This is a genomic window from Nonomuraea sp. NPDC049625, from assembly GCF_040675285.1.
Classification (GTDB): Bacteria; Actinomycetota; Actinomycetes; order Streptosporangiales; family Streptosporangiaceae; genus Nonomuraea; species Nonomuraea angiospora_A.
On the sequence record NZ_JBFAOQ010000003.1, the window covers coordinates 632,729 to 655,361 of the forward strand.

Below are 22,633 nucleotides of genomic sequence, written 5' to 3' on the forward strand. Positions count from 1 at the left end.
CGAACGATGCTCTGGAGGGGTGCTCATGACGTTCGCGAATTGGGCGCGTAACCAGTCGGGCACCCCTGCCGAGGTGCGTACGCCGGCCTCGGTCGAGGACGTCGTACGCGCCGTGCGGGACGCCGCCGCCTCCGGGCGGCGGGTCCGCATGGTGGGCACGGGCCACTCCTTCACGGGGGTGGCCCTCACCGACGGCGTCATGCTGCGCCCCGGCGCGCTCACCGGGATCAGGTCATGGGGCGACGACCGCGTGACCGTGCTGGCCGGCACCCCGCTCCGCGTGCTGAACGAGCTGCTCGACGAGCGCGGCCTGGCCCTGGCCAACATGGGCGACATCACCGAGCAGACCGTCGCGGGAGCGATCCAGACCGGCACGCACGGCACCGGCCGCGACAGCGGCGGCCTCGCCGACCAGGTCGCCGAGCTGGAGCTGGTGCTGGCCGACGGCTCGGTGACGACGGCCGGGCCGGGCGAGGACCTGTTCGACGCGGCCAGGGTCGGGCTGGGGGCGCTCGGGGTGCTGACGGCCGTGACGCTCCGGGTGGAGCCCGCGTTCCTGCTGCACAACCGGCGGCGCAGGCTGTCCCTCAGCGAGGTGCTCGGCTCGCTCGACGAGCTGACCTCGGCGAACGAGCACCTCGACTTCTTCTGGCTGCCGCACACCGACGCCTGCCTGGTCAAGACCAACAATCGCAGCCCGGGCCCGGCCCGGCCGCCGGGCGCGTTGCGGCACTGGCTGGACAACGTCTTCCTGGAGAACACCGTCTTCGGCGCGGCCTGCGCGCTAGGGGGCCGCTTCCCCGACCTGATCCCGCGGATCAACGCCGTCAGCGCGGCGGCGCTCGGCGACTCGGAGTCGGTGGACGCGTCGTACAAGGTCTTCACGGCGCGGCGGGACGTGCGCTTCCTCGAGATGGAGTACGCGGTGCCGCGCGAACGCCTCGGCCAGGCGCTGCGCGAGACCAGGGACCTGATCGACCGAATGGACTGGAAGATCACGTTCCCGGTGGAGGTGCGGGTCACGCCGCCCGGCGACGCGTGGCTGTCCACCGCGTACGGGCGGTCGTCGGCGTACATCGCGTGCCACATCTACCGGCCGACGCCGAACCCCGCGTACTTCGAGGGTGTGGAGGAGATCATGACGCGGCTGGACGGGCGGCCGCACTGGGGCAAGCTGCACACCAGGGACGCTTCCTACCTGACCAAGGTCTATCCCCGCTTCGCGGACTTCACGGCCCTGCGCGACCGGCTCGACCCGGGGCGCCTATTCGGCAATGAGTACCTGGATCTAGTGCTCGGCTAACGCATCGTTAGGTAAAGAGCTTGCTCGAAAACGTGTCCTGGGATCCGCGCGGGCCTCGTGGCGGGCATCCTCGTAACTCGTGCCCCGACGACTCGGCCTGCCCTCCGTGTACCTCGCCGCGGCCGTGGCCACCGCCGCCACGACCGCCGTTCCTCTCGCCATGACGCCCGCGTCAGGACTCGCCCTGCGGCCCGCCCCCACCGAGCCGACCCGGCCCTTCATCGTCACGGCACGCAGCCGCGGCGCCGCCCGCGATCTCGTCGGCGAGGTGCGGTGGCGGGTGCGGCGCTATTACACCGCCGCACTGCCCGGGTTCGCCACCTTCCTCACCGCCGCCGAGCTGGCCGAGCTCCGGTCGGACCCGCGGGTGCTCGCGGTCGAGCCCGACCGCGAGATCCGCCCCATGGCGCTCGGGAAATCCCGCCCGCGCTCCCGCTGGGCCACCGGCGCCGGCGCCACCGTGTACGTCGTGGACAGCGGCCTGGACGCGGCCCGGGCCGAGCTCGGCGACCGGGCCTGGCGCGCCTTCGACGCCACCGGCGGCACCGGGCACGACTGCGCGGGCCACGGCACCGAGGCCGCGCGGCGCGTCAACGTCATGGCGCCCAAGGCCAGGATCGCCTCCGTGCGGGTGCTCGGCTGCGCCGGCTACGGCACCCTGGCAGATCTGCTCGCCGGGCTGGACTGGATCGGCAGGCACGCCCACGGCCCCTCAGTCGCGAACCTGGCCGTCGACGGGTCCGACTCCCCCGCGCTCGACGCCGCCACGCGGTCGCTGGTGCGGTCGGGCGTCTTCGTGGTCGGCGCGGCGTCCTCCGGCGCCTGCCGGGCCGTGCCCGGCGCTCAGGCCTTCTCCGCTCACTCCCCGTATCTGGCCGGGGTCGCCGCCCAATACCTGGAGCGCCATCCTGGCGCCGCCCCATCCGTTCTGGCCTCTTGGCTCAAGTGCACGACACCACGCGCCGCGATTCGTCAGAATCCGTCAGGGGCCTCTAACCTCCACTTGCACAACGGCGGGCTCTAGAGGGATGGATTCGACAAATGTGACCGGCGTCACACCGTCCCGGGAGTATCCCAGGAAGGCGATGTTCGGACATGCCGGGTACGGTGCTGGCAGGCAACCGGCACACGCGAGAGACTCAAGGGTCCGGGGGAAGAATGGCGACGCTGACGAAGGGACTCGCATGCAGGAGCTCCGACTCGTCGCGGTGAGTGAGGACGGCACCTATCTCGTGCTGGCTACTGCCGGGCGAGGTACGCGCTTCACGCTTCCCGTGGACGACCGGCTCCGTGCTGCCGTCCGCGGCAACTTCTCCCGTCTCGGCCAGTACGAGATCGAAGTGGAGAGTCCGTTGCGCCCCAAGGAGATCCAGGCTCGCATCCGCGCCGGAGAGACGGCGGAGGAGATAGCCGCGACCGCCGGGATCCCGGTCGAGCGTGTCCGCTGGTTCGAGGGTCCGGTGCTGCAGGAGCGGGAGTACGTCGCCCAGCAGGCGCAACGTGTGGCCGTCCGGATGCCCGGTGAGTCGGCGCCCGGGCCCACCCTGGGCGACCTCGTCGCCGAGCGGCTGACCAGGCGGGGCGTGCCCACCGACGAGATCGACTGGGACTCCGCCAAGCGCGACGACGGGCTGTGGCGCGTCAAGCTCGGCTACGTGTGGAACGGTCACACGCGCCACGCCGAATGGCTGTTCGACCCGCGCAAGCGGCACGTGACGCCCCATGACGACGAGGCCATGCGGCTGTCGTCGGCCGACTTCGACCCGGATCCCGTCGTCGTGGAGGACACGACGGTGACGCCGTTCACGCCGCGGGTGGCCAAGCTGCAGCCGGTGCCGCCGCTCGCCTCCGACCCGCTGCCGTTCCCGTCGGTGGTGCGCCGCGAGCCGGAGGAGCCGGCGGTCGGCTACAACCCGCCGCCCAGGTCGCCGGAGACGGCGTACGGCCGCGCCCCGGAGGCGGCGCCCCCGTTCGAGCGCGGCGCGCCTCCACGTGAGCCTGACACCTCCAGAGAGGTGTCTTACGACACGCCCGACCCCGGCGAGCACTACCGGCCGGAGCCGCCCGCCCGCGAGACCGGCTATGCCCGCCCCGGCGACACCTCGACCCGCCGCGGCGGGTCTTCGCCGTGGCTGCCCGATTTCGGTTCCGGCCGTCCTGCCGGGCGCGAGGCCGACTCCTCCATCTACGCCCCTGCCGGCACGCCCGCGGACTCCCGCACCTCACCGCCGCCCGCCGTCGAGGAGCCGCCCGCCCAGGAGCGCCCGGTGGCCTGGCGCGAGCAGAGCCCTGCCCCGCAGGCCCCCGCACCGTCCCAGCCCGCCGCGGCCACACCGCCCGCACCCCAGCCCATCACCGAGCCCCACCACCAGCCCACCACCCACGACCAGCACACCACCCCGGCCCAGCCCGCGCCCCAGGCCCAGCCCGCAGCCCAGGCTCAGCCCGCTGCTGAGACCCAGCCCGGCGCTGACGTCCAGCTCGCCGCTGAAGCTCAGCGTGTCGACCAGGGCCAGGCGAGCGCCGCCGTGGAGTCACCCGCGCAGCCCGAGGCCGCGAAGCCCGAGGCCGCGAAGCCCGAGGCCGCAACGCCCGCTGCCATGGAGCGGCCTGCCGCACCAGCGTCGTCCACGGAGCCCGCTCAGGACGCCCACTCCGCCGGGACCAGCCGGCCGAGCACGGCCCCGGCCCCGATCGCGACCTCCGAGCCGGCCGCAGCCCCTGAGCCGGTCGTGGCCCATGGGGCGACGGCGACCGCACAACCCGTGGCATCCGCAGACCCCGTGGCACCCGCGAGGGCCGTAGCGACCACCGAGCCGACGTCGGCCACCGAGCCAGCGACACTCGCGGAGCCGACCCCGGTCGCCGAGCCCGCAGCATCCGCGGAGCCGACCCCGGTCGCCGAGCCCACAGCGACCACGGAGCCGAGCGCAGCCGCCGAGCCCACGGCGACCTCCGAGCCGCCCGCGATCACCGAGCCCACGGCGACCTCTGAGGCGACGGCCGTCACCCAGCCCGCAGCGACCTCCGAGACGACCGCGGTCAGCGAGCCCGCAGCGGTCTCCGAGCCGACGGCCGTCACCCAGCCCGCGGCATCCGCGGAGCCGACCGCGGTCGCCGAGCCGGTGGTTGCCTCGGAGTCGGCGGCATCTGCGGCGCCGGTCGCGTCCGGGGAGCCGACCCCGGTCACCAAGTCGGCACCAGCCACGGAGCCGGTCACTTCTTCGGCCACCGAGCCGGTCGCGTCCTCGGCCACCGAGCCGGACACGTCGTCGGCCGGCGAGCCGGTCACGTCGGCCAGCGACGCCGAGCCCACTCCTGAGCCCGCTCCCACGCCGGTCTCCGAGGCCGTCTCCGAGGCCGTCTCCGCGCCTGCCGACGCGCCCGCCGATGGGGACACCACACCCACCACGGACGCCCAGGCTGCCGACGCCGTAAAGGCCGAGACGTCCAAGCCGGCGGCAGACGCGCCCACCGCCGAGCCGACGGCCGCCATGCCCGAGCAGAAGGCGGCCCAGGCCGTACCGGACGCCCAGCCGCAGCCCGAGGCGGCCCCTGAGGTCGCCACACCGGAGGCCGCCAGCACCGCCACGACGGAGCCCGCCAGCGGTGCCGCAGCCGCGACCACTGCTGCGACGAAGCCTGCCGAGGCCGCCGCGCCGGAGCCCACGGCTCAGCCCGCTGCGCCGAAGCCCAAGAGCGCGCCCGAGCCCGAGCAGCCCGCTCAGGAGGCCAAGCCGCCGGCGCCCGCTCCCAAGCCCAAGCCCACGGAGCCCAAGACCGCCCCGGCGGTCCCGGCGGCGCGGTCCGGCAAGGACGCGCCCAAGGAGGAGCCGCCCGTGCCGGTGCCGTCTCCCCCGCCCGCTCCGGCGGCCCGCCAGGCGCGCAAGGGTTCGCGGGGCCGCCGCGCCTCGGTCCCGACCTGGGACGAGATCATGTTCGGCGCCCGCCGCCAGGACTGACCCGCCCCAGGCGCGGAGACCGACCTCGGCGGCCCACCGCCAGCCACGGTGCCACGACCTCAGCGGCACCACACCGGCGCGAGGGCCGTGACGAAGGCCGGGGCCTCCCGGTCCGCCGCCGAGGGAAGGGGGATCGATGCCTCGGCACGGACCTCCCGGTCCACCGCACAGAGTCCACCGCGCAGAGGAGAGGGACCGGGGGCTCGGGCTGTGCCGGGGGTCAGACCGTGGGCGGTGTGACCACCGCGCAGAGGAGAGGGACCGGCGGCTCGGGCGGCGCCGGGGGTCAGACCGTGGGCGGTGTGCCGGGGGACTCGAGGAAGGGGGCGAGCCACTCCGGCGTCACCTCACCGGGGAACGCCGCCCCCTGGGCCACCGACACGTCGATCGCCGAGTAGCCCCCCTTGCCCGCCCCGACTCCGGCGATCAGCGTGAGCACTCCGGCCCGCCGCTGGAACCACGTCTGCCGCAGCCGCCACCCCACCACGGCCCGGCGTTCGATCACGGCGTGGGAGCGCCGCAGCGACCCCGACCGCACCGCCACGCGTACCCCGTCGTAGCCGTGCCCCAGTGACCGGTACCGGTCGAGCCCGAGCGGAATCCCGGCCCCGGCCAGCAGCAGCGCGAGCACCAGCAGGACCCACCAGAGGATCATGCCCGTCGCCCAGATCCCCACGGCGCTCGCCACCGCCAGCACGGCCCACGGGAAGACGGCGCGGAACAGGCGACGGTTGCGCGCCACGGGCGGGTGGCGGCGGAGTTCGGCCTGGTGGGGGCCGATGGCCTCCGCGGTCACCTGGTACGCCACGGCCCGGGGCACGTCGGGCAGGAGCTGCCCGCGCGTCTCGGAGTCGCCGAGCCCCGTGACGATGGCCCAGGCCCGTACGACCCCGGCCCAGCGTTCGGCGAGCCCGTCCACGATCTCGTAGCCGCGCACCCGGGCGGACTCCAGCGACACGCTGCGCCGGTTGATCAGCCCTCGTTCGGCGACCAGGTAGCCGTCGCGGTGCTTGAGCTTGAAGTCCCAGTTGAAGACCGCGTACATCAGCCCGCCCACGACCGGCATCGCCAGCACGAGCAGCACCGCCACGGCCACCAGCAGGTAGGGATGGTCCCAGACCCATTCCCCGGCGCTCCAGGCGGCGTCCTGGTCGAGGCCCAGGTCGTCGCCCCACTGGAAGGCCAGGCCCACGGCGCCGCCCGCGAGGGCGAAGGGGGTGAGCAGGTACGCGCCGGACAGCGGCCCGTACAGCAGCCACTTCCGCGGCACCCCGATGATCACCCGCTCCTGAGGGGCCGCCGCCTCGGAAACCTGAGCCTCGGGCCGGGGCGCGCGCCGCAGCAGCACCGACTTGAGGCGGTCGGCCTCCTCCGGCGTGACCCCGTCGAGCTCGGCCTCCTCGTCGCCGCCGCTGGCCCCGGTGTCGATCTTGAGCACGGTCAGGCCGAGCAGGCGGTGCAGGGGCGGCGTGGACACGTCGACGCCGCGGATCCGCTCAAGCGGGATGGTACGGACGGAACGGCTGATCAGCGACCGCTTGGTCTCCAGCCGGTCGCCGACGATCTCGTAGCTGAAGGTGGCCCACCTGATGATCGCGAACACCACGGTACCCGCCACGCCCAGGGCCGCCCATACGTACGAGTGGGCCGAGAACCCGCCCACGAACAGCACGCCGACGAGGGGCAGGAGGAGGGAGGGCAGCATGCGTACGGGGTCGATGAGCAGCACCTTGGGGCTCAACCTCAGCGGCACCCGGACCGGAGGACCCGGCGGCCCTCCCATCGGGCCGGGCGGACCGCTCCACGGCTCGGACGCCTGCCCGCTCCCATCGCCGCCGCCCGGGTGCGCGGCCCAGGGCGGAGCGCCGTCCCGGGGGTACGGCTGCGGAGGACCGGCAAGAGGACGCGGCTCGCTCAGAGGCGGAGGACCAGGATCGTTTCGAGGGGCGGGATCCGGCTGAGGACGCGGGTCTCTCCAAGAGGGCTGAGGGGGCGGGTCGCCTTGCGGGTGGTGGGGGTCGGTCATGTCGCGTCGTCCCTGAGCGCCTCGGCGCGGTGCGCGAGCTGCTCGGCGAGCCCGGCCGCCACCGCGTAGTCAAGACCCTTGATCGTCGAGGACCCGGCGTGGGACGCGGTACGGATCTCGAGCGTGGCCAGCCCGAGCAGCCGCTCCATCCACCCTTGCCCCTTGTCGACGGTCTGGATGCGGCTCACAGGCACGAACACCCACTCCCTGGTCAAGAACCCCGACCTGGCGTAGACGACGTCCCCTGAGAGCTCCCAGCGGTGCACGGCGTACCGTACGAACGGCTCGGCCACCAGGAACGGCGCCGTCAGCAGCACGACCGCGGCCGGCAGCAGCCAGGAGTTGTCCGCGAACCAGCCGGGCACCCACGACCAGCCGCTCCCGCCCACCCACCGCGCCACCAGAAGCGAGCCGCCGAGGAAGAACACGAAGGCGACCAGCGATTCGAGCAGCCACAGGCGGACGGCTTTCGGCGAGACGCGGTTCGCCGGATCGCGCAGTGGGCCAGTTGACGTCACAAGGCCAGCTTAGGGCGCGCGGAGGCAGGGCGATCAGCCCGCGAGCCGCTAAAGATCGACCGAGACCCTCGGCGTGTCGGCCGTCGCGCCCCTCCGCCCCGGTGCCATGCTCGGTGGCGGCCGGCCGCAGGCTGTCGAGCTTGGCCACGTCGGCGGCGCCACGTACGTGCCAACCAGGCTCGGCCAGCGCATGACCGCACCACCGCGCAAGCGCCTCACGCAACGTGGCAGCCGCCGTCACCCGCTCGAACCACCACCGGCCGTGACTCCCGGTCCCCGACCACCGCGCCACCGGCTGTCGCGCCGGCACCCCTCACCCCGCGAACCACCACCGCCCGATTCGGGCCACCAGAGCCGCCCGAATCACCACGAGCTCCTACATCCAGGGGCCAATCCGGCGCACCTGGTTTTTGCGGCATCACCGTGACCGAAAATGGTGTCCGTTTTGTCGGATCCGGGCGCATGGCGCCACTCCCGTCCCACCGCATCGAACCAGCAGGCCAGGCCGGGTCCCGGGGCGCGACCCGATCCGGTCCCCCAACAGACACGCAGGCCACTCCTGTGGCCAAGGTCACTCCACGGATCCCGCGATTCTGACCCGTTTCGGATCCTTTACCGAGCACCGACCATCGAGAAACGGTCTGCGCACCGCCGAGAGCCGCGTAGCATCGTCCGGCATGGGGCTGTGTAACGCGGCAACACGCATGCGGCGCATCACCGTCAGTGTGACGGCGGTGACTGCGGCGTTCGCGTTGGCCGGTTGCGGCAGCTTCATCGGCAGATCTCAGGCCAAGGACATCGCGGAGATCAACGTCTCGAGCCCGGAGTTGGGGGAAGGCAAGCCGCTCCCCGCCGAATACTCCTGCCGGGGTGGCGAGGGCAGTCCTCCGCTGCGCTGGTCGAGCCAACCGTTGTCCGAGGCGAAGTCGATCGCGATCGTGGTCGACTCCCACACACCGTCCGATTCGGCCGTCAACTGGGTGCTCTACAACATCCCGGCGACCACGACCGAGCTGGGGCCCAACGCCGCGGCGGACCCGCCCGAGGGGTCCGGCCAGGCGAAGGTCACCGGCGGCAAGGAGGGCTATGAGCCGCCTTGCACAAGCCCGGGCAGCTATCGCTTCACCGTCTACACGCTGAACGGACGGGTCGACCTCAAACAGGGTGACGAGCTCCCAGACATCCTGAAGGAGATCGCGGACAAGACGATCGCCCGGGGTCGGCTCACAGCGGTCGACATCCAGTGAGAGAGCGATCACAGCAGGTAGTCCGGTGTACCTATTCTTCACGTAGGGTGTGACAACGCTCATAGTGGTCCGACACAATCAGATCCAATCGTTAGGCACTGGTGATCAAAGGGGGCAGGTCGCGTCGATGGCCGCGCGATCTCACCGGCGCCGAAGGGAGGCCATGGCTTTGAGGGTGGTGCAATGATCGCGGTCGTAGTGAGCTTGGTCGCCGTCGTGCTCCTCGTGCTCGTCGTCGTGGCACTGGGCATGCGTTCCATGAGCCGCCGGGAGAGCTCTCTCCCTCCGGAACGCCTGAAGGAGATGGCCGAGAAGGAGGAGAGGACCCAGACGCGGTCCACCGACGAGTTCGCCTCGCACGAGCCTCGCATGGCCAATTTCAGCCCCGATTTCAGCCCCATCGGCGAGCGGGAGCCCAAACCGGTGCGCACCGGTCAGCGTGGCAGGCGCGGCGTCGACGAGTGGGGCAACCCGAGCACGGATGACGACGACGAGGAGTTCTGGGCCAACATCCGCAGCGACGCGGAAGAGGGCGGCTTCGGCGCGGGTGGCACCGTGGCGGCCAGGAAGGCCTCCTCCCGTCCGGTCGAGCGTGAGAAGCCCGCCGAGCGCCCCGCGGCCCCCAAGCGCCAGCAGCGCACCGCGAAGCCGCGGCCCGCTGCCGCCGCCGTCGACCCCGACGCGACCACCGTCCAGGCCCCCCTGCCGCAGCGCCAGCCGGCCTCCGCCGCGGCCAACCTCGCCGACCTGGTGGAGCCCGCCAAGCGCCCCGCTCCGTCGCAGTCGGAGATGGCCGACCAGCGTACGGTGACGTTCGCGGCCCCCACGGCCGACGTGATGAGCATCCTGGGCGCGGGCGCCCAGCCGGTCCCCTCCCCCCGCCCCGACTCCCTGTCGTCCAACAACTCGCCCAGGAGCGGCACCGGCTCCTTCCCGGCGGCCCCCGCCGCCGGCGGCACCTTCCCGGCCAGCCCCGTGAGCCAGCCCGGCGGGAGCGGCGCCTACCCCGCCACCCCCACCTCGAGCGGCTCCTTCCCCGCCCAGCCGGCCCCCATCCACGGCGCGCCCACGAGCGACCCGTTCCCCGCCTACAACAACGCGGCCGAGACCACCTGGACCAACCCGCCCGCGACGCCCTCCTCGTCCGGCTCATGGCCCGCGCAGCCCGACATCCTCGACGACCCCGCCCCCGCCGCCGGTTACGGCTCGGGGACGTCCTGGCCGGCGTTCGAGCAGCCCGCCGCGCGCTCCTCCTACCCCGCCTCGTACGAGGTGCGCTCCGGTTGGGCCGTGGCCGACGACACCGACCCGCTCACCGGCCCCTCCCCCGCCACCGGCACCCCGACCGTGCCCGGCAGGGCGGTCTCGGCCTACGACGACGTGCTGTCCACGTCGACTCCGGTGCCTCCGACGCCGCAGGGCGCGCCGTTCGCGTACGAGACGGGCGACATCACCACCGCCCCGGCCGCCGCCTGGCCGGAGCCGCCGTCGAGCGCGACCGCGTGGCCGACGTACGGCTCCCAGAACGGCAACGACGGCGGCAACCACCGTCGCGGGTCCGACCAGGAACACCCGCACGACTACTACCGGTGAACGCACGCGCCCATTAATGGGTAAAACCAGCGTGAGACACCCCTAAAGCAGGGTCGACGGAGCAATAGGGTTTGCTCCATGATCCCCGACACGAAGAGTAGCTGGCTGAGCACCCTCCGGCATGACGTGCCAGCCTCGCTCGTGGTTTTCCTCGTCGCGGTGCCCCTGTCCCTGGGCATCGCGATGGCCTCCGGCGCGCCACTGGCCGCCGGTCTGATCGCCGCCGTGGTCGGCGGGATCGTGGCGGGCGTCCTGGGCGGCTCCGCCGTTCAGGTCAGCGGACCCGCCGCCGGGTTGTCGCTGGTGGTCGTGGATCTCGTGCAGACGTACGGATGGCGCGCCACCTGCATGATCACCCTGCTGGCGGGCGCCGTACAGCTCCTGCTGGGCGTGTTCAAGGCGGCCAGGGCGGCACTCGCGGTGTCGCCGGCGGTCATCCACGGCATGCTGGCGGCCGTCGGCGTGATCATCGCCCTCTCCCAGCTCCACGTGGTGCTGGGCGGCAGCTCGCAGCGTTCGGCCGTGGCCAACCTGATCGAGCTGCCCGGCCAGATCGCGAACCTGCACGGCCACAAGGTCGCCGTCGGACTGCTCACGATCACGGTGCTGGCGCTGTGGACGCGGCTGCCCAAGCGGGTCAAGGTCGTGCCCGCGCCGCTGGTGGCGCTGGTCGTGGCGGCGGTGACGGCGTGGGTGTTCGAGTGGGACGTCACGCGCGTGGACCTGTCCCACAGCGTCACCGAGTGGGCCTTCCCGGTCCTGCCGCACGGCGACTGGCACCTGATCGTGGGGGCGGTGCTGCTGGTGGCGCTGCTGGCCGGGTGCGAGTCGCTGCTGTGCTGCGTGGCGGTGGACGGGATGCACGGCGGCCGCCGCGCCGACCTCGACCAGGAGCTGACCGGCCAGGGCGTCGCGAACATGGTCACCGGCGCCCTCGGCGGCCTGCCGGTGGCGGGGGTGATCGTGCGCAGCACCGCGAACGTGCAGGCCGGCGCGCGTACCCGCTGGTCGGCGATCCTGCACGGGGTGTGGGTGCTGGTGTTCGCGATCGGGTTCGGCTGGACGATCAAGCTGATCCCGCTGGAGGCGCTGGCGGCGTTGCTGGTGTTCATCGGCGTGCAGATGGTGAACCTCGGTCACATCAGGAAGGTGCACGGCCACGGCGAGGTGCCCGTCTACGTGGTGACGATGCTCACCGTGATCGCGCTCGGGCTCGCCGAGGGCGTCGTGGTGGGTCTGATCCTGGCCGCGCTGCTCGCGCTGCGGCGCCTGACCTGGGTCACGGTCCTGAAGCGCGACGGCGGCGACGGGCGGCTGCACGTGACGGTGTCCGGTTCGCTGACGTTCCTGGGGGTGCCCAGGCTCACGCACGAACTGCGGACGATCGCCCCGGCCACCGCCGTGGACCTCGACCTGAACATCGACTTCATGGACAACGCCGCCTTCGAGGCCATCCACTCCTGGCGGCTGGACCACGAGCGCATGGGCGGCACGGTCGACATCGACGAGCTGCACGACGAGTGGTACACGCTGGCGGCCAGCGGCGCGCGCATGTTCCCGGTGAAGTCGCCGCCCAAGGTGCCGGACCGCTGGTGGCTGCCGTGGTCGCACCGCCGTCATCCCGTCCGTCCCTCGGCCCCCGACTCCACCGAGGCGGAGTGCCTGCTGACGGCGGGGGCGCGCGAGTTCCACCGGCGTACGGCGCCGCTGGTCCGGCCCATCTTCACCGAGCTGGCCCGCAAGCAGCAGCCCTCGCACCTGTTCATCACGTGCGCCGACTCCCGCATCGTGCCCAGCCTCATCACCGCGAGCGGGCCCGGAGACCTGTTCACAGTGCGCAACATCGGCAACCTGGTGCCGCGCCGGGGCTCCGAACCGCACGACGACTCGGTGGTGGCGGCGATCGAGTACGCCACGCAGGTCCTCGGCGTACACACGATCACGGTGTGCGGGCACTCCGGGTGCGGCGCCATGGCCGGGGTGCTGAGCGGCGGGGTGCAGGCGGGCAGCCTGCCGGGGCTGAGGAGGTGGCTGCGGCACGGAAACCACAGCCTGGCCACGTTCATCGAGACCGAGGGTGACCGGCTGCACAGCGGCGCTCTGGACGTGCTGTGCCGGGTCAACGTGCAGCAGCAGCTGGAGAACCTGCGCACCTACCGGAAGGTCGACGAGCAGGTGCGCGCCGGGAAGCTGGAGCTGGTGGGGCTGTTCTTCGACATCGGCTCGGCCAGGGTGCACATGGTGCCGCCGCTGCGCCCCGCACCGGCCGAGCGGATGATGAGCTTCTGAGTAATCCTGCGCAGACGCGGCGCCGGGGGGCCGATTAGTGTCGCGGGGGCCGGCGAGGTTCTCCATATGCCCATGGCGCTCCTCGCGACGCCGGTCCTGACTCCCAGGGGCCGGAGGGGCGGAGGTGTCGATGCCTCCGCCCCTCACTTTGCGTTACATAATAACTGAATGGGTACATAGGCTCACGTAGAGTAATGAATCGCCCGAAACAGGGGGAATGGGCGGTGACGGCACTTCGGAGAGCAGCGGTAGCCGCGGCGACGGGGATGCTCGCGGTCGCGTGCGCCGGCGCGCAGAGCATGACGATGACGGCGACCGCGCCGGCATCCGGCCTTGAGCCGTTTTACCAGCAGAAATTGTCGTGGTCGGACTGCAGAGAAGGCTTTCAGTGCGCCACGTTGAAGGTGCCACGGGACTACGCCCGTCCCGAGGGTCACCAGCTGAAGATCGCCGTCATCCGGCTGCCCGCGAAAGACAGATCCCGGCGCATCGGCTCACTGGTGACCAACCCTGGAGGACCCGGCGCATCCGGCGTCTCTTTCCTCCGTACCTCCAGCCAGGCGTTCGGCGAGGCACTGCGAGATCGCTTCGACCTCGTCGGGTTCGACCCCCGCGGCGTGGGGCGGAGCGATCCGGTGCGCTGCCTCGACTACCGGCAGGCCGAGCAGCGCCTCTTCTACGATCCGCCCACCACGCGCGCCCAGGTCAACGCCGAGGCCACGTTCTGGCGGGCGTTCGTGGCGGCCTGCGAGGCCAGGTCCGGGGCCAACCTGCCGTACGTCGGAACGGTCAACGCCGCCCGCGACATGGACGTGCTGCGGGCGGCGCTCGGCGACAGGCGGCTGACCTACCTCGGATTCTCGTACGGCACGTACCTGGGCGCCTTCTACGCCGACCAGTTCCCCCGGAACGTGCGGGCCCTGGTCCTGGACGGCGCGTCCGACCCGAAACTGACGGGTGAGGAGTTCCTCCTCGGTCACGCCGAGGGCTTCGAGACGGCACTGCGCGCCTTCGCCGCCTACTGCGTCAGCACCGCCGGCTGCCCGTTGGGCACCGGGAGCGTGGACCGGGCCGTCGGCAAGATCTCCGACCTGCAGGAACGGGCCGCCCGCGAACCCCTGAAGAACCGGGCGGACGGCCGCGTCCCGGTGGACGACGACGGGGTGACGCAGGGGATCTACACGGCCCTCTACAACCGGAACTACTGGCCCACGCTGCGGCAGGCGCTGATACAGGCGATCGACGACCGTGACGGCACCGGCCTGTTCAAGCTCGGTTATGCGCAGGAGATGATCGCCCCGTTCGGGGCGCTGCAGGCGGTCAACTGCGTCGACAAGCCGTTTCCCGCCGATCTCGCGGCCGTTCAGGACCTGGCCGACCGGGCCGGGAAGGTCGCGCCGCACTTCGGCTCGTTCGTCGTGTGGCCGTGGCTGGCATGCGCGTACTGGCCGGTCAGGCCCACCCGGCAGCCCAGGGCGGTGACCGCGACCGGAGCGCCGCCGATCCTCGTGATCGGCACCACTCGCGACCCCGCGACCCCGTACAAGTGGGCTCAGAGCCTGGCGGACCAGCTCACGTCCGGCGTCCTGCTCACCTACGACGGCGACGGACACACCGCCTACCTGACCAACACGGAGAAGTGCATCCGCGAGCCGGTCGAGCAGTACCTGATCAGCGCTCAGCCCCCGACGCGCGGCACCACCTGCAAGCAGACGCCGCTGGACCCGGAAGGCAAGGGCTCGCCGAGCTGAGCCCGCCCTGGCTAACACCGGAGAAACAGCTGCGCCGCAATGCTGCCTGCCATGGCTTCGCGCTCTTTGTCGCTTTTCTCCCCCATGTAGGCCACCGTGCCGTCCCAGCCCGGGACGCGACCGCTCCGGCGAACCCTGGCGGCGTCCGTCCTCTCGTCATCCCTGCTCATCTCATGCAGCCCCGCCCCCGCACCCGTACCCGCCCCGCTCGTCCCCCGCCCGGTCGCCGCGACCACGCCGTCAGCGCCTGCTCCGCGCGGTCCGTCGTACAGGAAGGCGCTGACCCGTTCCCTGCACCGCTACCTGGACGACCTCCCCGGTCAGCTCTCGGTGTCGGTACGCGAGCTCTCCACCGGCCTGTCCTACACCTACAACCACCGCCTCAGAACGGCCACCGCCAGCATCGTCAAGGTCGACCTCGTGGTCGCGCTGCTGCTCAAGGCCCAGCGCCGGCACCGTGGCCTCACCGACTGGGAACGGCGGTCGGCGGCGCGGGCCGTCAAGGTCAGCGACAACGCCGCCGCGTCCACGCTGTGGTCCGCGATCGGCGGCGCGCCGGGCCTGGCCGCCGCCCACCGGAAGCTCGGCCTGCGCGACACCACCCCCGGCCCCGGAGGAGCGTGGGGAGCGACCACGACCAGCGCCGCCGACCAGCTCCGCCTCCTGACCGCGCTCACCTCCCCCAAGAGCCCCCTTTCCGCCAAGAACCGCCGGTACGTGCTCGGCTTGATGAGCGAGGTGACGCCGGAGCAGTCGTGGGGCGTCAGCGCGGCCGGGCGCGGGGACGTGGCCCTCAAGAACGGCTGGCTGCCACGGCCGCGCGACGGGGGCCGGTGGACGGTCAACAGCATCGGCCGGGTACGCGACCGCCACGGGCACACGTACCTGATCGCCGTCATCTCCCACCGGCACCGCACGATGGGGGCCGGGGTGAAAGCGGTCGAGCACGTCGCCGAACTCGTCACCAAGGCCCTCTCCAAGGTTGCGGACCGCACGTGAGGCCGAGCGGGTCCGTCTCGGCCCCGCCCATTCCTCCGCTCCACCCCGCCCCGGCGGGGAAGGGCGGCGGGGCGCTGCGGCGTGGGATGGACGAGGGCGCGTCACGTCGCGGCGGTCATGCGTCCCAGGTGACCGGGAGGCTCTTGACGCCGTAGATGTCGGCGGTCTCCGGGCGCAGGCTGACCTCTTCGGCCGGTACGGCCAGGCGCAGCGTGGGGAAGCGGTTGAGCAGCGCGGGGAGCGCGACGCGCATCTCGACGCGGGCCAGCTGCTGACCCAGGCACTGGTGGATGCCGTGGCTGAAGGCCAGGTGCCCGCCGTCCTGCCGGCGCAGGTCGAGAGCGTGAGGATCGGCGAAGCGCTCGGGGTCGCGGTTGGCGGTGTTGCCCGACAGGATGACCGTCGAGCCGGCCTTGATGGTCTGCCCGCCCAGCTCGACGTCCTCCAGCGCCACTCTCTGGAACTGCTTGGCGACGGTCAGATACCGCAGCAGCTCCTCCACGGCCTTCTCGGTGAGCGTGGGGTCGGCGCGCAGCGCGGCCAGCTGGTCCGGGTTCTGCAGCAGCGCGAAGGTGCCCAGCGCCAGCATGTTCGCGGTGGTGTCGAACCCGGCCGACAGCAGGATCAGGGCCATCCCCCGCAGCTCCTCATCGGTCAGGTCGCCGTCCATGAGGTCGCTGAGCACGTCGTCGGTGGGATTGGCGCGCTTGGCGACCACGAGCTCCGCGAGGTACTGCTGGACCGCGGTGTAGGCCGCGATCAGGTCCTCGTCGCTGACCTCCCCGCCGAGGAACTTGTCGATGTTGTCCTGGAAGCGGCCCCGGTCCTCGTACGGCACGCCGAGCAGCTCGCAGATGATGATGGCGGGGATGGGCTTGGCGAACGCGGTCACCAGGTCGGCCGACGGTCCGGCCTTCTCCATGGCGTCCAGGTGCTCGGCGGTGACCAGCTCGACGCGCTCGGTGAGCAGCCGCATCCGCCGGACGGTGAACTTGCCCACCAGCGGTTTGCGGTAGCGGCTGTGCTGGGGCTCGTCCATGAGCAGGAACTCGCCGGGCGGCGCCGGAGGGACCTCGATGTCGCCGTAGTCGATGGTCGGGTGGTGGCGCATGAGCTCCTTGCGCGAGCTGAACCGCGGGTCGGCCAGGACCGATCGGGCCAGGTCGTATCCGGTGATCAGCCAGCCCTGGTGTCCGCTGGGGAAGGGGTAGGGGGTGATCGGGCTGTGCTCGCGGGTCCGGATCAGCTCCTTGGGCGGGTCGAAGGGGCAGCCGGGCCGACGCGCGGTCGGCATCTTGGTGAGGGGGATTTCCATGGTCATTCCTCTCATCGGCCTAGGTTCAAGTCGGGACATCGCGATCAGGGCTGAACGGAAGCGATGACGCTGGGTCTGCCATCAGCAAGGGGTTTTCCTCGCCGGTGAGCCGGTCGTGCGGGCGCAGCGGCGCGGGTCAACACGTTCGCTGCCGCGGACTTCCCAGGGCCGTCGGATCCGAGCCGTGCCGGTCCGGGCATCCGGGTCGATGCCGTCGAGGACGGGGCCGTGATGGCTGAGCCGTTCATGGGACCCACCATCGCCGACCGCGCTGATATCGGACCGTCGCCGAGCTGACACGGTCTCTGAACACGTCACCGCATCAGCCCTGATCGCCGCCGGGACCTCCACTGCGGCACATGCGCGCACAAGACAGCAGAGCCACCGTCACCTCGGCGGCATCCCAAACCTCGACAGTATCTCCGGCCCCGACAGCCTCGACGCATCCACCGGCCTGGACGGCATCTTCCGCCTCAACGGCCTCGATACGGCATCCACCGCCGCCTTGTCGGCCTCTACAGCGTCTCCCGCCCCAACAGCCTCGGCGGCATCCGGGCCTCAGCTCGGCAGCATCCCGGCCTCAGCTGCCTTGGCGGCATCTCCGGCCGTGCCTCCAACCACGCCGACGCCAAAGCCAACCAGCCCATCAACCAACCGGCTCGGCACCGTCGAGGAGATCGCCCAAGCCGCCCTACGGCCACTGGGACGAACAGTCCTACGGCCGCCGGGACGAACACCTCGGGTCACACGGCAAGGACACCCACGCTCACGCCCCGCCACGGACGGCTTCGATCAGGGCGCGGAGGAGGGCGGTGCGCCGGGGCATCTCGGCGACGATGACGTGCTCGTCGTCCGCGTGCGCCCCGCCGCCCACGGCACCCAGCCCGTCGAGGGTCGGGCAGCCGACTCCCGCCGTGAAGTTGCCGTCCGAGGCGCCGCCCACCGAGGCCGAGATCAGCGGCCCCACTCCCAGGTCCGATGCCAGCTCCTGCGCCAACGCGTACAACGAGGCCGACATCGCGCTCTCGAGCGGCGGCCGGTTGGGGCCGCCCAGGACCTCCAGGCGGGTGCCGGGCAGGACCGGCCGGAGCGCGCGGAAGGCCGCGTCCACCCGATCCTGCTCCGACATCTCAGCCACTCGCACGTCCACCGAGACCGAGGCCGCGGCGGGGACGGTGTTGCGTGCCGTGCCGGCCGACAAGACCGTCGGCGTGACAGTGGTGGCCCCCGCGCCCATGGCGGCGATGGCCAGGACCTGGTGAGCCAGCTCTATCGCGGAGTTCAGCCCCTTCTCGGGCTCCAGCCCGGCGTGCGCGGCCCGGCCGCGGACGTTGACGGTGTAGAGGGCGGTGCCCTTGCGGGACGTCTTCAGCGCGCCGCCGTCGGCGCTCGCCTCCATGACGAACGCGGCGGCCAGCCCGCGGGCGGTCTCCTTGATCAGCTCGGCCGACGTACGGGAACCGCACTCCTCATCACCGTTGATCAGCAGAGTGATGCCGTCGAGCGAGTCGAGCCCGGCCAACGCGTGGAACGTCTGCACCAGCCCCGCCTTCATGTCGAACACCCCGGGTCCCCGTGCGACGCCGTCCACCACGGACCAGGGGTGGGTGGCGAGGGTGCCGATCGGCCAGACGGTGTCGTGGTGGCACAGCAGGAACACCTTGGGGGTGCCGAACGTCCAGCGCAGGTGCGTGACGCCGTCGATCACGAGGAACTCGGGCTGCGTGCCCAGGTAGCGGGCTCCCATCGCCGCCACGACCTTCGCGCTGCGGGCAACGGCTTCCAGGTCGTGGGTGAAGGACTCGCACAACACCAGCTCTTCGAGATCCTCGATCATGCCGTCCCTCCGTAGAGCTCGTGCTTCATTCCGTTTCCTCTCCGCAGCCGTGAGCTCGCACCGGCCCGATCGCCGTCCGAGAAGGGGTGATGAAGGGGGTCATGCGCATGCCGCGCACTTAGATCCTCTGAAAGCGGTGCATGCTGCCGCCGACCGAACCGGCTCCCGCCCAGGAACCGGCGCACGCTGCCGCCAACGCCGTCAATTGCTCACTCAGGAGATCGCGAACGCCGCCGCCCACTCCACCGACCACTCGCCCAAGCAGCACGCCCGCTGCCACCGACCCAACCAGTTCCCCACCCAGGAACCAGCACACCTTGCCGCCAACGCCATCAATCGCTCACCCAGGAGGCGGCGCCGGCCGCCGCCCCCCACTCCACCTGCTACTTACCCGGAAAACGGTGCACGCTGCCGCCAACCGGCCCAGCTATTTGCCGGAAAAGCGTGCGCGCGGTCGTTAACCGACCGAGTTACCTGGCCGGAGAGCGGTGCTCGCCGGCGTTAGCCGACCCGGCTATTTCCCGGAAGGCGGTGCACGCCGGCGTTGACCAGCTCAGCTGTTGCCCGAAGGCGATGCACCCTGCCGCTGACCGGACCACGGCTGCCGCTGACAAACCTCTACCGCATGTCGCCGATCACGCCAGTTGCTCGCTCAGGAAGCGGTGCACGTTGCCGCCGATGATCTTCGCGACGTCCTTCTCCGGGAGGCCGCGGGCGAGCAGGCCCTCGGTGACCATGGGCAGGCCGGAGGGACCCGCCAACCCCGGGACGGCCGACTTCGGGTTGACGCCTCTCGTGTTGAGGCCCTCGCAGCACGGCGGCGTCAGGTCGTCCATGACCTCGCGGATGAAGTCGGGGCCGAGCCCGACGTGGTCGATCCCGGCGACGGACACGATGTGCTCGATGTGGTCGAGCAGGCGGTCGAGGGTCATGTCCTCCTCGCGCTCGGCGAGGAAGGGGGCGAAGAAGTTGACGCAGATCACGCCGCCCGTGGCGGCCACCGCGCGGAGCTGGTCGTCGGTGAGGTTGCGGTGGTGGTCGCGCAGCGCCCTGGCGGCGGAGTGAGTGGCGATGACCGGTCTGGTGGCCAGCTCCAGGACGTGCGCCACGCCGGAGGCGCCCAGGTGGGAGACGTCGAAGACGATGCCGAGCCGCTCCATCTCCTCCAGCGCCGCGATGCCGTGGGAGGTCAGGCCGCTGCCCGTGGCGTCCTCACCGCTGCCGTCGGCCAACGCCGTGCGCCCGAAATGCGCGATGGACGCCACCCGTACGCCAAGGCGGTGAACGGTCGAGATCAGCTCGACGTCGGCGTCGATGCCCGGCATGCTCTCCAGCGCGATCACCAGCGCGATCTTGCCCTCTTCGAGCGTGCTGTCGATGTCGGCCGCGTTCAGACAGATCCGGACATGGTCGGGATTTCCCTCGGCCAGCACGTGCGCACACTCGATCATGCGCAACGTCTGCCTCAGCGCGCCCTCCGGCCGATATTGGTCGTCGATGAAGACCGGCAGGACCTGCAGATCGACCCCGCCCTCGACGAGCTGGGGCAGCCATCTCTCCCGGAAGAACGAGGCCCACTGCTCAGGTGGCCGCGCGGAGACGGCCATGAGCAGATCGTTGTGTGTGTCGGCCACGACTGCGCGTCGGTGGAGGGAAAGCGTCATGCGATGGACGTTATCGCGAGGGCTGGACCTGCTCCAATGCGCCCTGAGTCCGATTTTTTGGATCACTTGTACGACTGTGGGTTGAGTTTCAAGTGTGCCCTGTGGGGAAACGCGTGCACCCGGTCAGGCACCCACCGCGCGCGGCGACGGGTAACGGCCGAGTCCGTGGTGGTGGCCGAAGGCACGCGGCCAGGCTGAGCGGTGACGACGCCTCGGGCCGAGCCGAGTCGCCTGGGCCACGACGGGATGGGTGCGCCGTGCTGGAGGGGCCCGCGAGGCGGGCGCCATGCTTGGGGAGCAACGGGGGTGGGCGGCGACGGGGTGGGGGCACCGTGCTGCAGCGTGTGGCAGCGGGAGTGGCCTCGCCGCTGGAAATGGCCTCGCCGTCCAGAGCGGCTTCACCGTCGGGAATGGCGTCGCCGTCGGGAGTTCACCCCAGGATCGGCGGAGCCGGTCAGGTGTCCTCGTGCGACTCCGGCCAGCCGGATTCGAGCAGGTCGAAGATGGCGTTCATCGCGGCCAGGGGGTCGGCCTCCACACCCGCGAGCTCAGGAATCTCCAGGACATAGCGGGCGAGCGCGCGGACGGTCATGTCGGACGGTTCGCGGCTGCTCTCGGCGGCGATCGCCTCGGCCAGGGGCCCCTCACCGGCTATCCAGAGCCTGCGCGAGTACTCCCGCAGGGCGGGCGTACTGACGATCAGGTCACGCTTGGCCCGCAGCTCGGGTGGGAGATCGTCGGTGAACGGCCCCCGACCCGCCAGGCACCGGCGCAGAGCTTCCAGTACGGACTGACCGGCGGGCCGGTCGCGGACCGCGGCGGCCAGCCAGACGTGCCGTTCCGCGCCATCGTCGAAGATCAGCGCTTCCTTGCCGTCCGGCACGTGCGCGAACAGCGTGGCGATGGAGACGTCCGCCTCGTCGGCGATCTGGGCGACGGTGACGCCGTCGTACCCGTGCTCGGCGAACAGCCGCAACGCGGCGTCCGACAACGCCCGGCGGGTCTGTGCCTTCTTGCGCTCCCGGCGCCCCATCTCCACGCCCTCATCGTAGCGAAACCTGGAACGCCTACGAATCCATAATGACTATAGTTTCAGAGTCAGTTCAGAAATCATCGAGCCAAGGAGCCGACCATGTCCCCCTGGGACGTACGACGCCTGCCGCCCGCCGAGGGCAAGCACTTCCTCGTCACCGGCGGCAACGCCGGCATCGGATACTTCGTCGCCGAACAACTCGCCGGCACCGGCGCCACCGTCATCCTCGGCAGCCGCGACACCGCCAAGGCCGAAGCCGCGCGGGCCTCGATCCGCGCCCGCGTCCCCGGCGCCGACGTACGGCACATCCGCCTGGACCTCGCCGACCTCTCCTCGCTCAAAGCCTCCGTGGACGCCCTGAGCCTGGAGAGGCTGGACGCGGTCGTCTGCAACGCCGGAGTGCTGCTCGACCAGCCACAACGGCGGGTCACCGGGGACGGAAACGAGCTGATGTTCGCCACCAACCACCTGGGGCACTTCGCGCTGATCCACTGGCTCTCGCCCCTGCTCACGGCCACGCCCGCGAGCCGCGTCGTCACCACCGGCAGCTTCACCGCCAAGTCCGAGAGCCTGGACCTCGACGATCTCCAGAGCACGCGCGACTACCGGCCCAAACGCACCTACGCGCGATCCAAGCTCGCGCAGATGCTCGTCGGCTTCGAACTCGACCGCCGCCTGCGCGCCGCCGGCAGCACGACACTGAGCGTGGTCACCCACCCCGGCGGCGCACTCGACTCCCTCACACCGGCCCGCCCGCCGGTCCACCTGCCCACCACCGGCGAACGGCTGCGCGGCCTGCCCGCCGGCCTCCTCCTCCAGGGCAAGGAAGCCGCCGCCTGGCCCGCCGTCCGGGCCGTCCTCGACCCGTCCGTACGCGGCGGCCAGCTATGGGGACCCCGGGTCTTCGGGATCCGCGGCCTGCCCACCCTCGAACACGTACGCGGCCACCTGGCCGACACCGAACTCGCGGCCCGCGTGTGGACCGCCAGCTCCGCTCTGACCGGCCTCGACCCGAGCCCTCCGGCGGCATTGCGATAGCGGACCACAGTCCGATAATGTCCTCCCGGCACCGACCGGCACCAGAAGAACGCCCCTC

15 protein-coding genes are annotated in these 22,633 nt (G+C 71.7%); 9 read left to right on the plus strand and 6 right to left on the minus strand.

Annotated features, from left to right (window positions below; translation table 11 throughout):
- Positions 1–25: 25 nt before the first annotated feature.
- The 3 genes from AB0J87_RS16455 to sepH all read left to right on the plus strand — a co-directional run bounded on the left by AB0J87_RS16455 (position 26) and on the right by sepH (position 5,265).
- Positions 26–1,303, plus strand: coding sequence for a D-arabinono-1,4-lactone oxidase (locus AB0J87_RS16455; protein WP_363965965.1), 1,278 nt, complete (start codon positions 26–28; stop codon positions 1,301–1,303).
- Positions 1,304–1,382: 79 nt separating this feature from the next.
- Entirely contained in the window at positions 1,383–2,327 is a 945-nt protein-coding gene (locus AB0J87_RS16460; RefSeq protein WP_363965967.1) for a S8 family serine peptidase, read from the plus strand.
- Positions 2,328–2,487: 160 nt separating this feature from the next.
- On the plus strand, positions 2,488–5,265 hold the full coding sequence (sepH, locus tag AB0J87_RS16465; RefSeq protein WP_363965969.1) for a septation protein SepH: 2,778 nt from the start codon (positions 2,488–2,490) through the stop codon (positions 5,263–5,265).
- Positions 5,266–5,551: 286 nt separating this feature from the next.
- On the opposite strand, the gene AB0J87_RS16470 is transcribed toward sepH, so the two are convergent.
- A complete protein-coding gene (locus AB0J87_RS16470) occupies positions 5,552–7,006 on the minus strand; it encodes a PH domain-containing protein (RefSeq protein WP_363965971.1) in 1,455 nt (484 codons plus the stop codon).
- Positions 7,007–7,287: 281 nt separating this feature from the next.
- Positions 7,288–7,809 (minus strand): PH domain-containing protein, encoded by a 522-nt coding sequence (locus AB0J87_RS16475; RefSeq protein WP_350722916.1) that lies wholly within the window; start codon positions 7,807–7,809, stop codon positions 7,288–7,290.
- A 704-nt stretch (positions 7,810–8,513) separates the two neighbouring features.
- Here AB0J87_RS16475 and AB0J87_RS16480 point away from each other — a divergent pair.
- The 5 genes from AB0J87_RS16480 to AB0J87_RS16500 all read left to right on the plus strand — a co-directional run bounded on the left by AB0J87_RS16480 (position 8,514) and on the right by AB0J87_RS16500 (position 15,688).
- Positions 8,514–9,056, plus strand: a complete 543-nt coding sequence (locus tag AB0J87_RS16480) for a YbhB/YbcL family Raf kinase inhibitor-like protein (RefSeq protein ID WP_363965973.1) — start codon at positions 8,514–8,516, stop codon at positions 9,054–9,056.
- Between the two features lie 183 nt (positions 9,057–9,239).
- Complete coding sequence (locus tag AB0J87_RS16485) at positions 9,240–10,649, plus strand: hypothetical protein (protein ID WP_363965975.1); 1,410 nt, start codon at positions 9,240–9,242, stop codon at positions 10,647–10,649.
- A 78-nt stretch (positions 10,650–10,727) separates the two neighbouring features.
- The gene (locus AB0J87_RS16490) at positions 10,728–12,938 is read left to right on the plus strand and encodes a bifunctional SulP family inorganic anion transporter/carbonic anhydrase (protein ID WP_363965977.1); all 2,211 of its coding nucleotides are present in this window, start codon (positions 10,728–10,730) and stop codon (positions 12,936–12,938) included.
- A 404-nt stretch (positions 12,939–13,342) separates the two neighbouring features.
- On the plus strand, positions 13,343–14,689 hold the full coding sequence (locus AB0J87_RS16495) for an alpha/beta hydrolase (RefSeq protein ID WP_363966612.1): 1,347 nt from the start codon (positions 13,343–13,345) through the stop codon (positions 14,687–14,689).
- A gap of 96 nt (positions 14,690–14,785) precedes the next feature.
- Positions 14,786–15,688 carry a serine hydrolase gene (locus AB0J87_RS16500; RefSeq protein ID WP_363965979.1) on the plus strand — a complete coding sequence of 301 codons (903 nt, stop codon included), beginning with the start codon at positions 14,786–14,788 and terminating at the stop codon, positions 15,686–15,688.
- Between the two features lie 115 nt (positions 15,689–15,803).
- Here the strand turns inward: AB0J87_RS16500 and AB0J87_RS16505 are convergent, their stop codons facing one another.
- The 4 genes from AB0J87_RS16505 to AB0J87_RS16520 all read right to left on the minus strand — a co-directional run bounded on the left by AB0J87_RS16505 (position 15,804) and on the right by AB0J87_RS16520 (position 21,537).
- Complete coding sequence (locus tag AB0J87_RS16505) at positions 15,804–17,003, minus strand: cytochrome P450 (protein WP_363965981.1); 1,200 nt, start codon at positions 17,001–17,003, stop codon at positions 15,804–15,806.
- A gap of 766 nt (positions 17,004–17,769) precedes the next feature.
- On the minus strand, positions 17,770–18,840 hold the full coding sequence (locus tag AB0J87_RS16510; protein ID WP_363965983.1) for a M20 family metallopeptidase: 1,071 nt from the start codon (positions 18,838–18,840) through the stop codon (positions 17,770–17,772).
- A 635-nt stretch (positions 18,841–19,475) separates the two neighbouring features.
- Positions 19,476–20,504: a dipeptidase gene (locus tag AB0J87_RS16515; protein WP_363965985.1), complete on the minus strand. Its 1,029-nt coding sequence runs from the start codon at positions 20,502–20,504 to the stop codon at positions 19,476–19,478.
- Between the two features lie 454 nt (positions 20,505–20,958).
- Positions 20,959–21,537 (minus strand): TetR family transcriptional regulator, encoded by a 579-nt coding sequence (locus AB0J87_RS16520; RefSeq protein WP_363966614.1) that lies wholly within the window; start codon positions 21,535–21,537, stop codon positions 20,959–20,961.
- Positions 21,538–21,636: 99 nt separating this feature from the next.
- On the opposite strand from AB0J87_RS16520, the gene AB0J87_RS16525 reads away from it, so the two are divergent.
- A complete protein-coding gene (locus tag AB0J87_RS16525) occupies positions 21,637–22,575 on the plus strand; it encodes an SDR family NAD(P)-dependent oxidoreductase (RefSeq protein ID WP_363965987.1) in 939 nt (312 codons plus the stop codon).
- Positions 22,576–22,633: the final 58 nt, after the last annotated feature.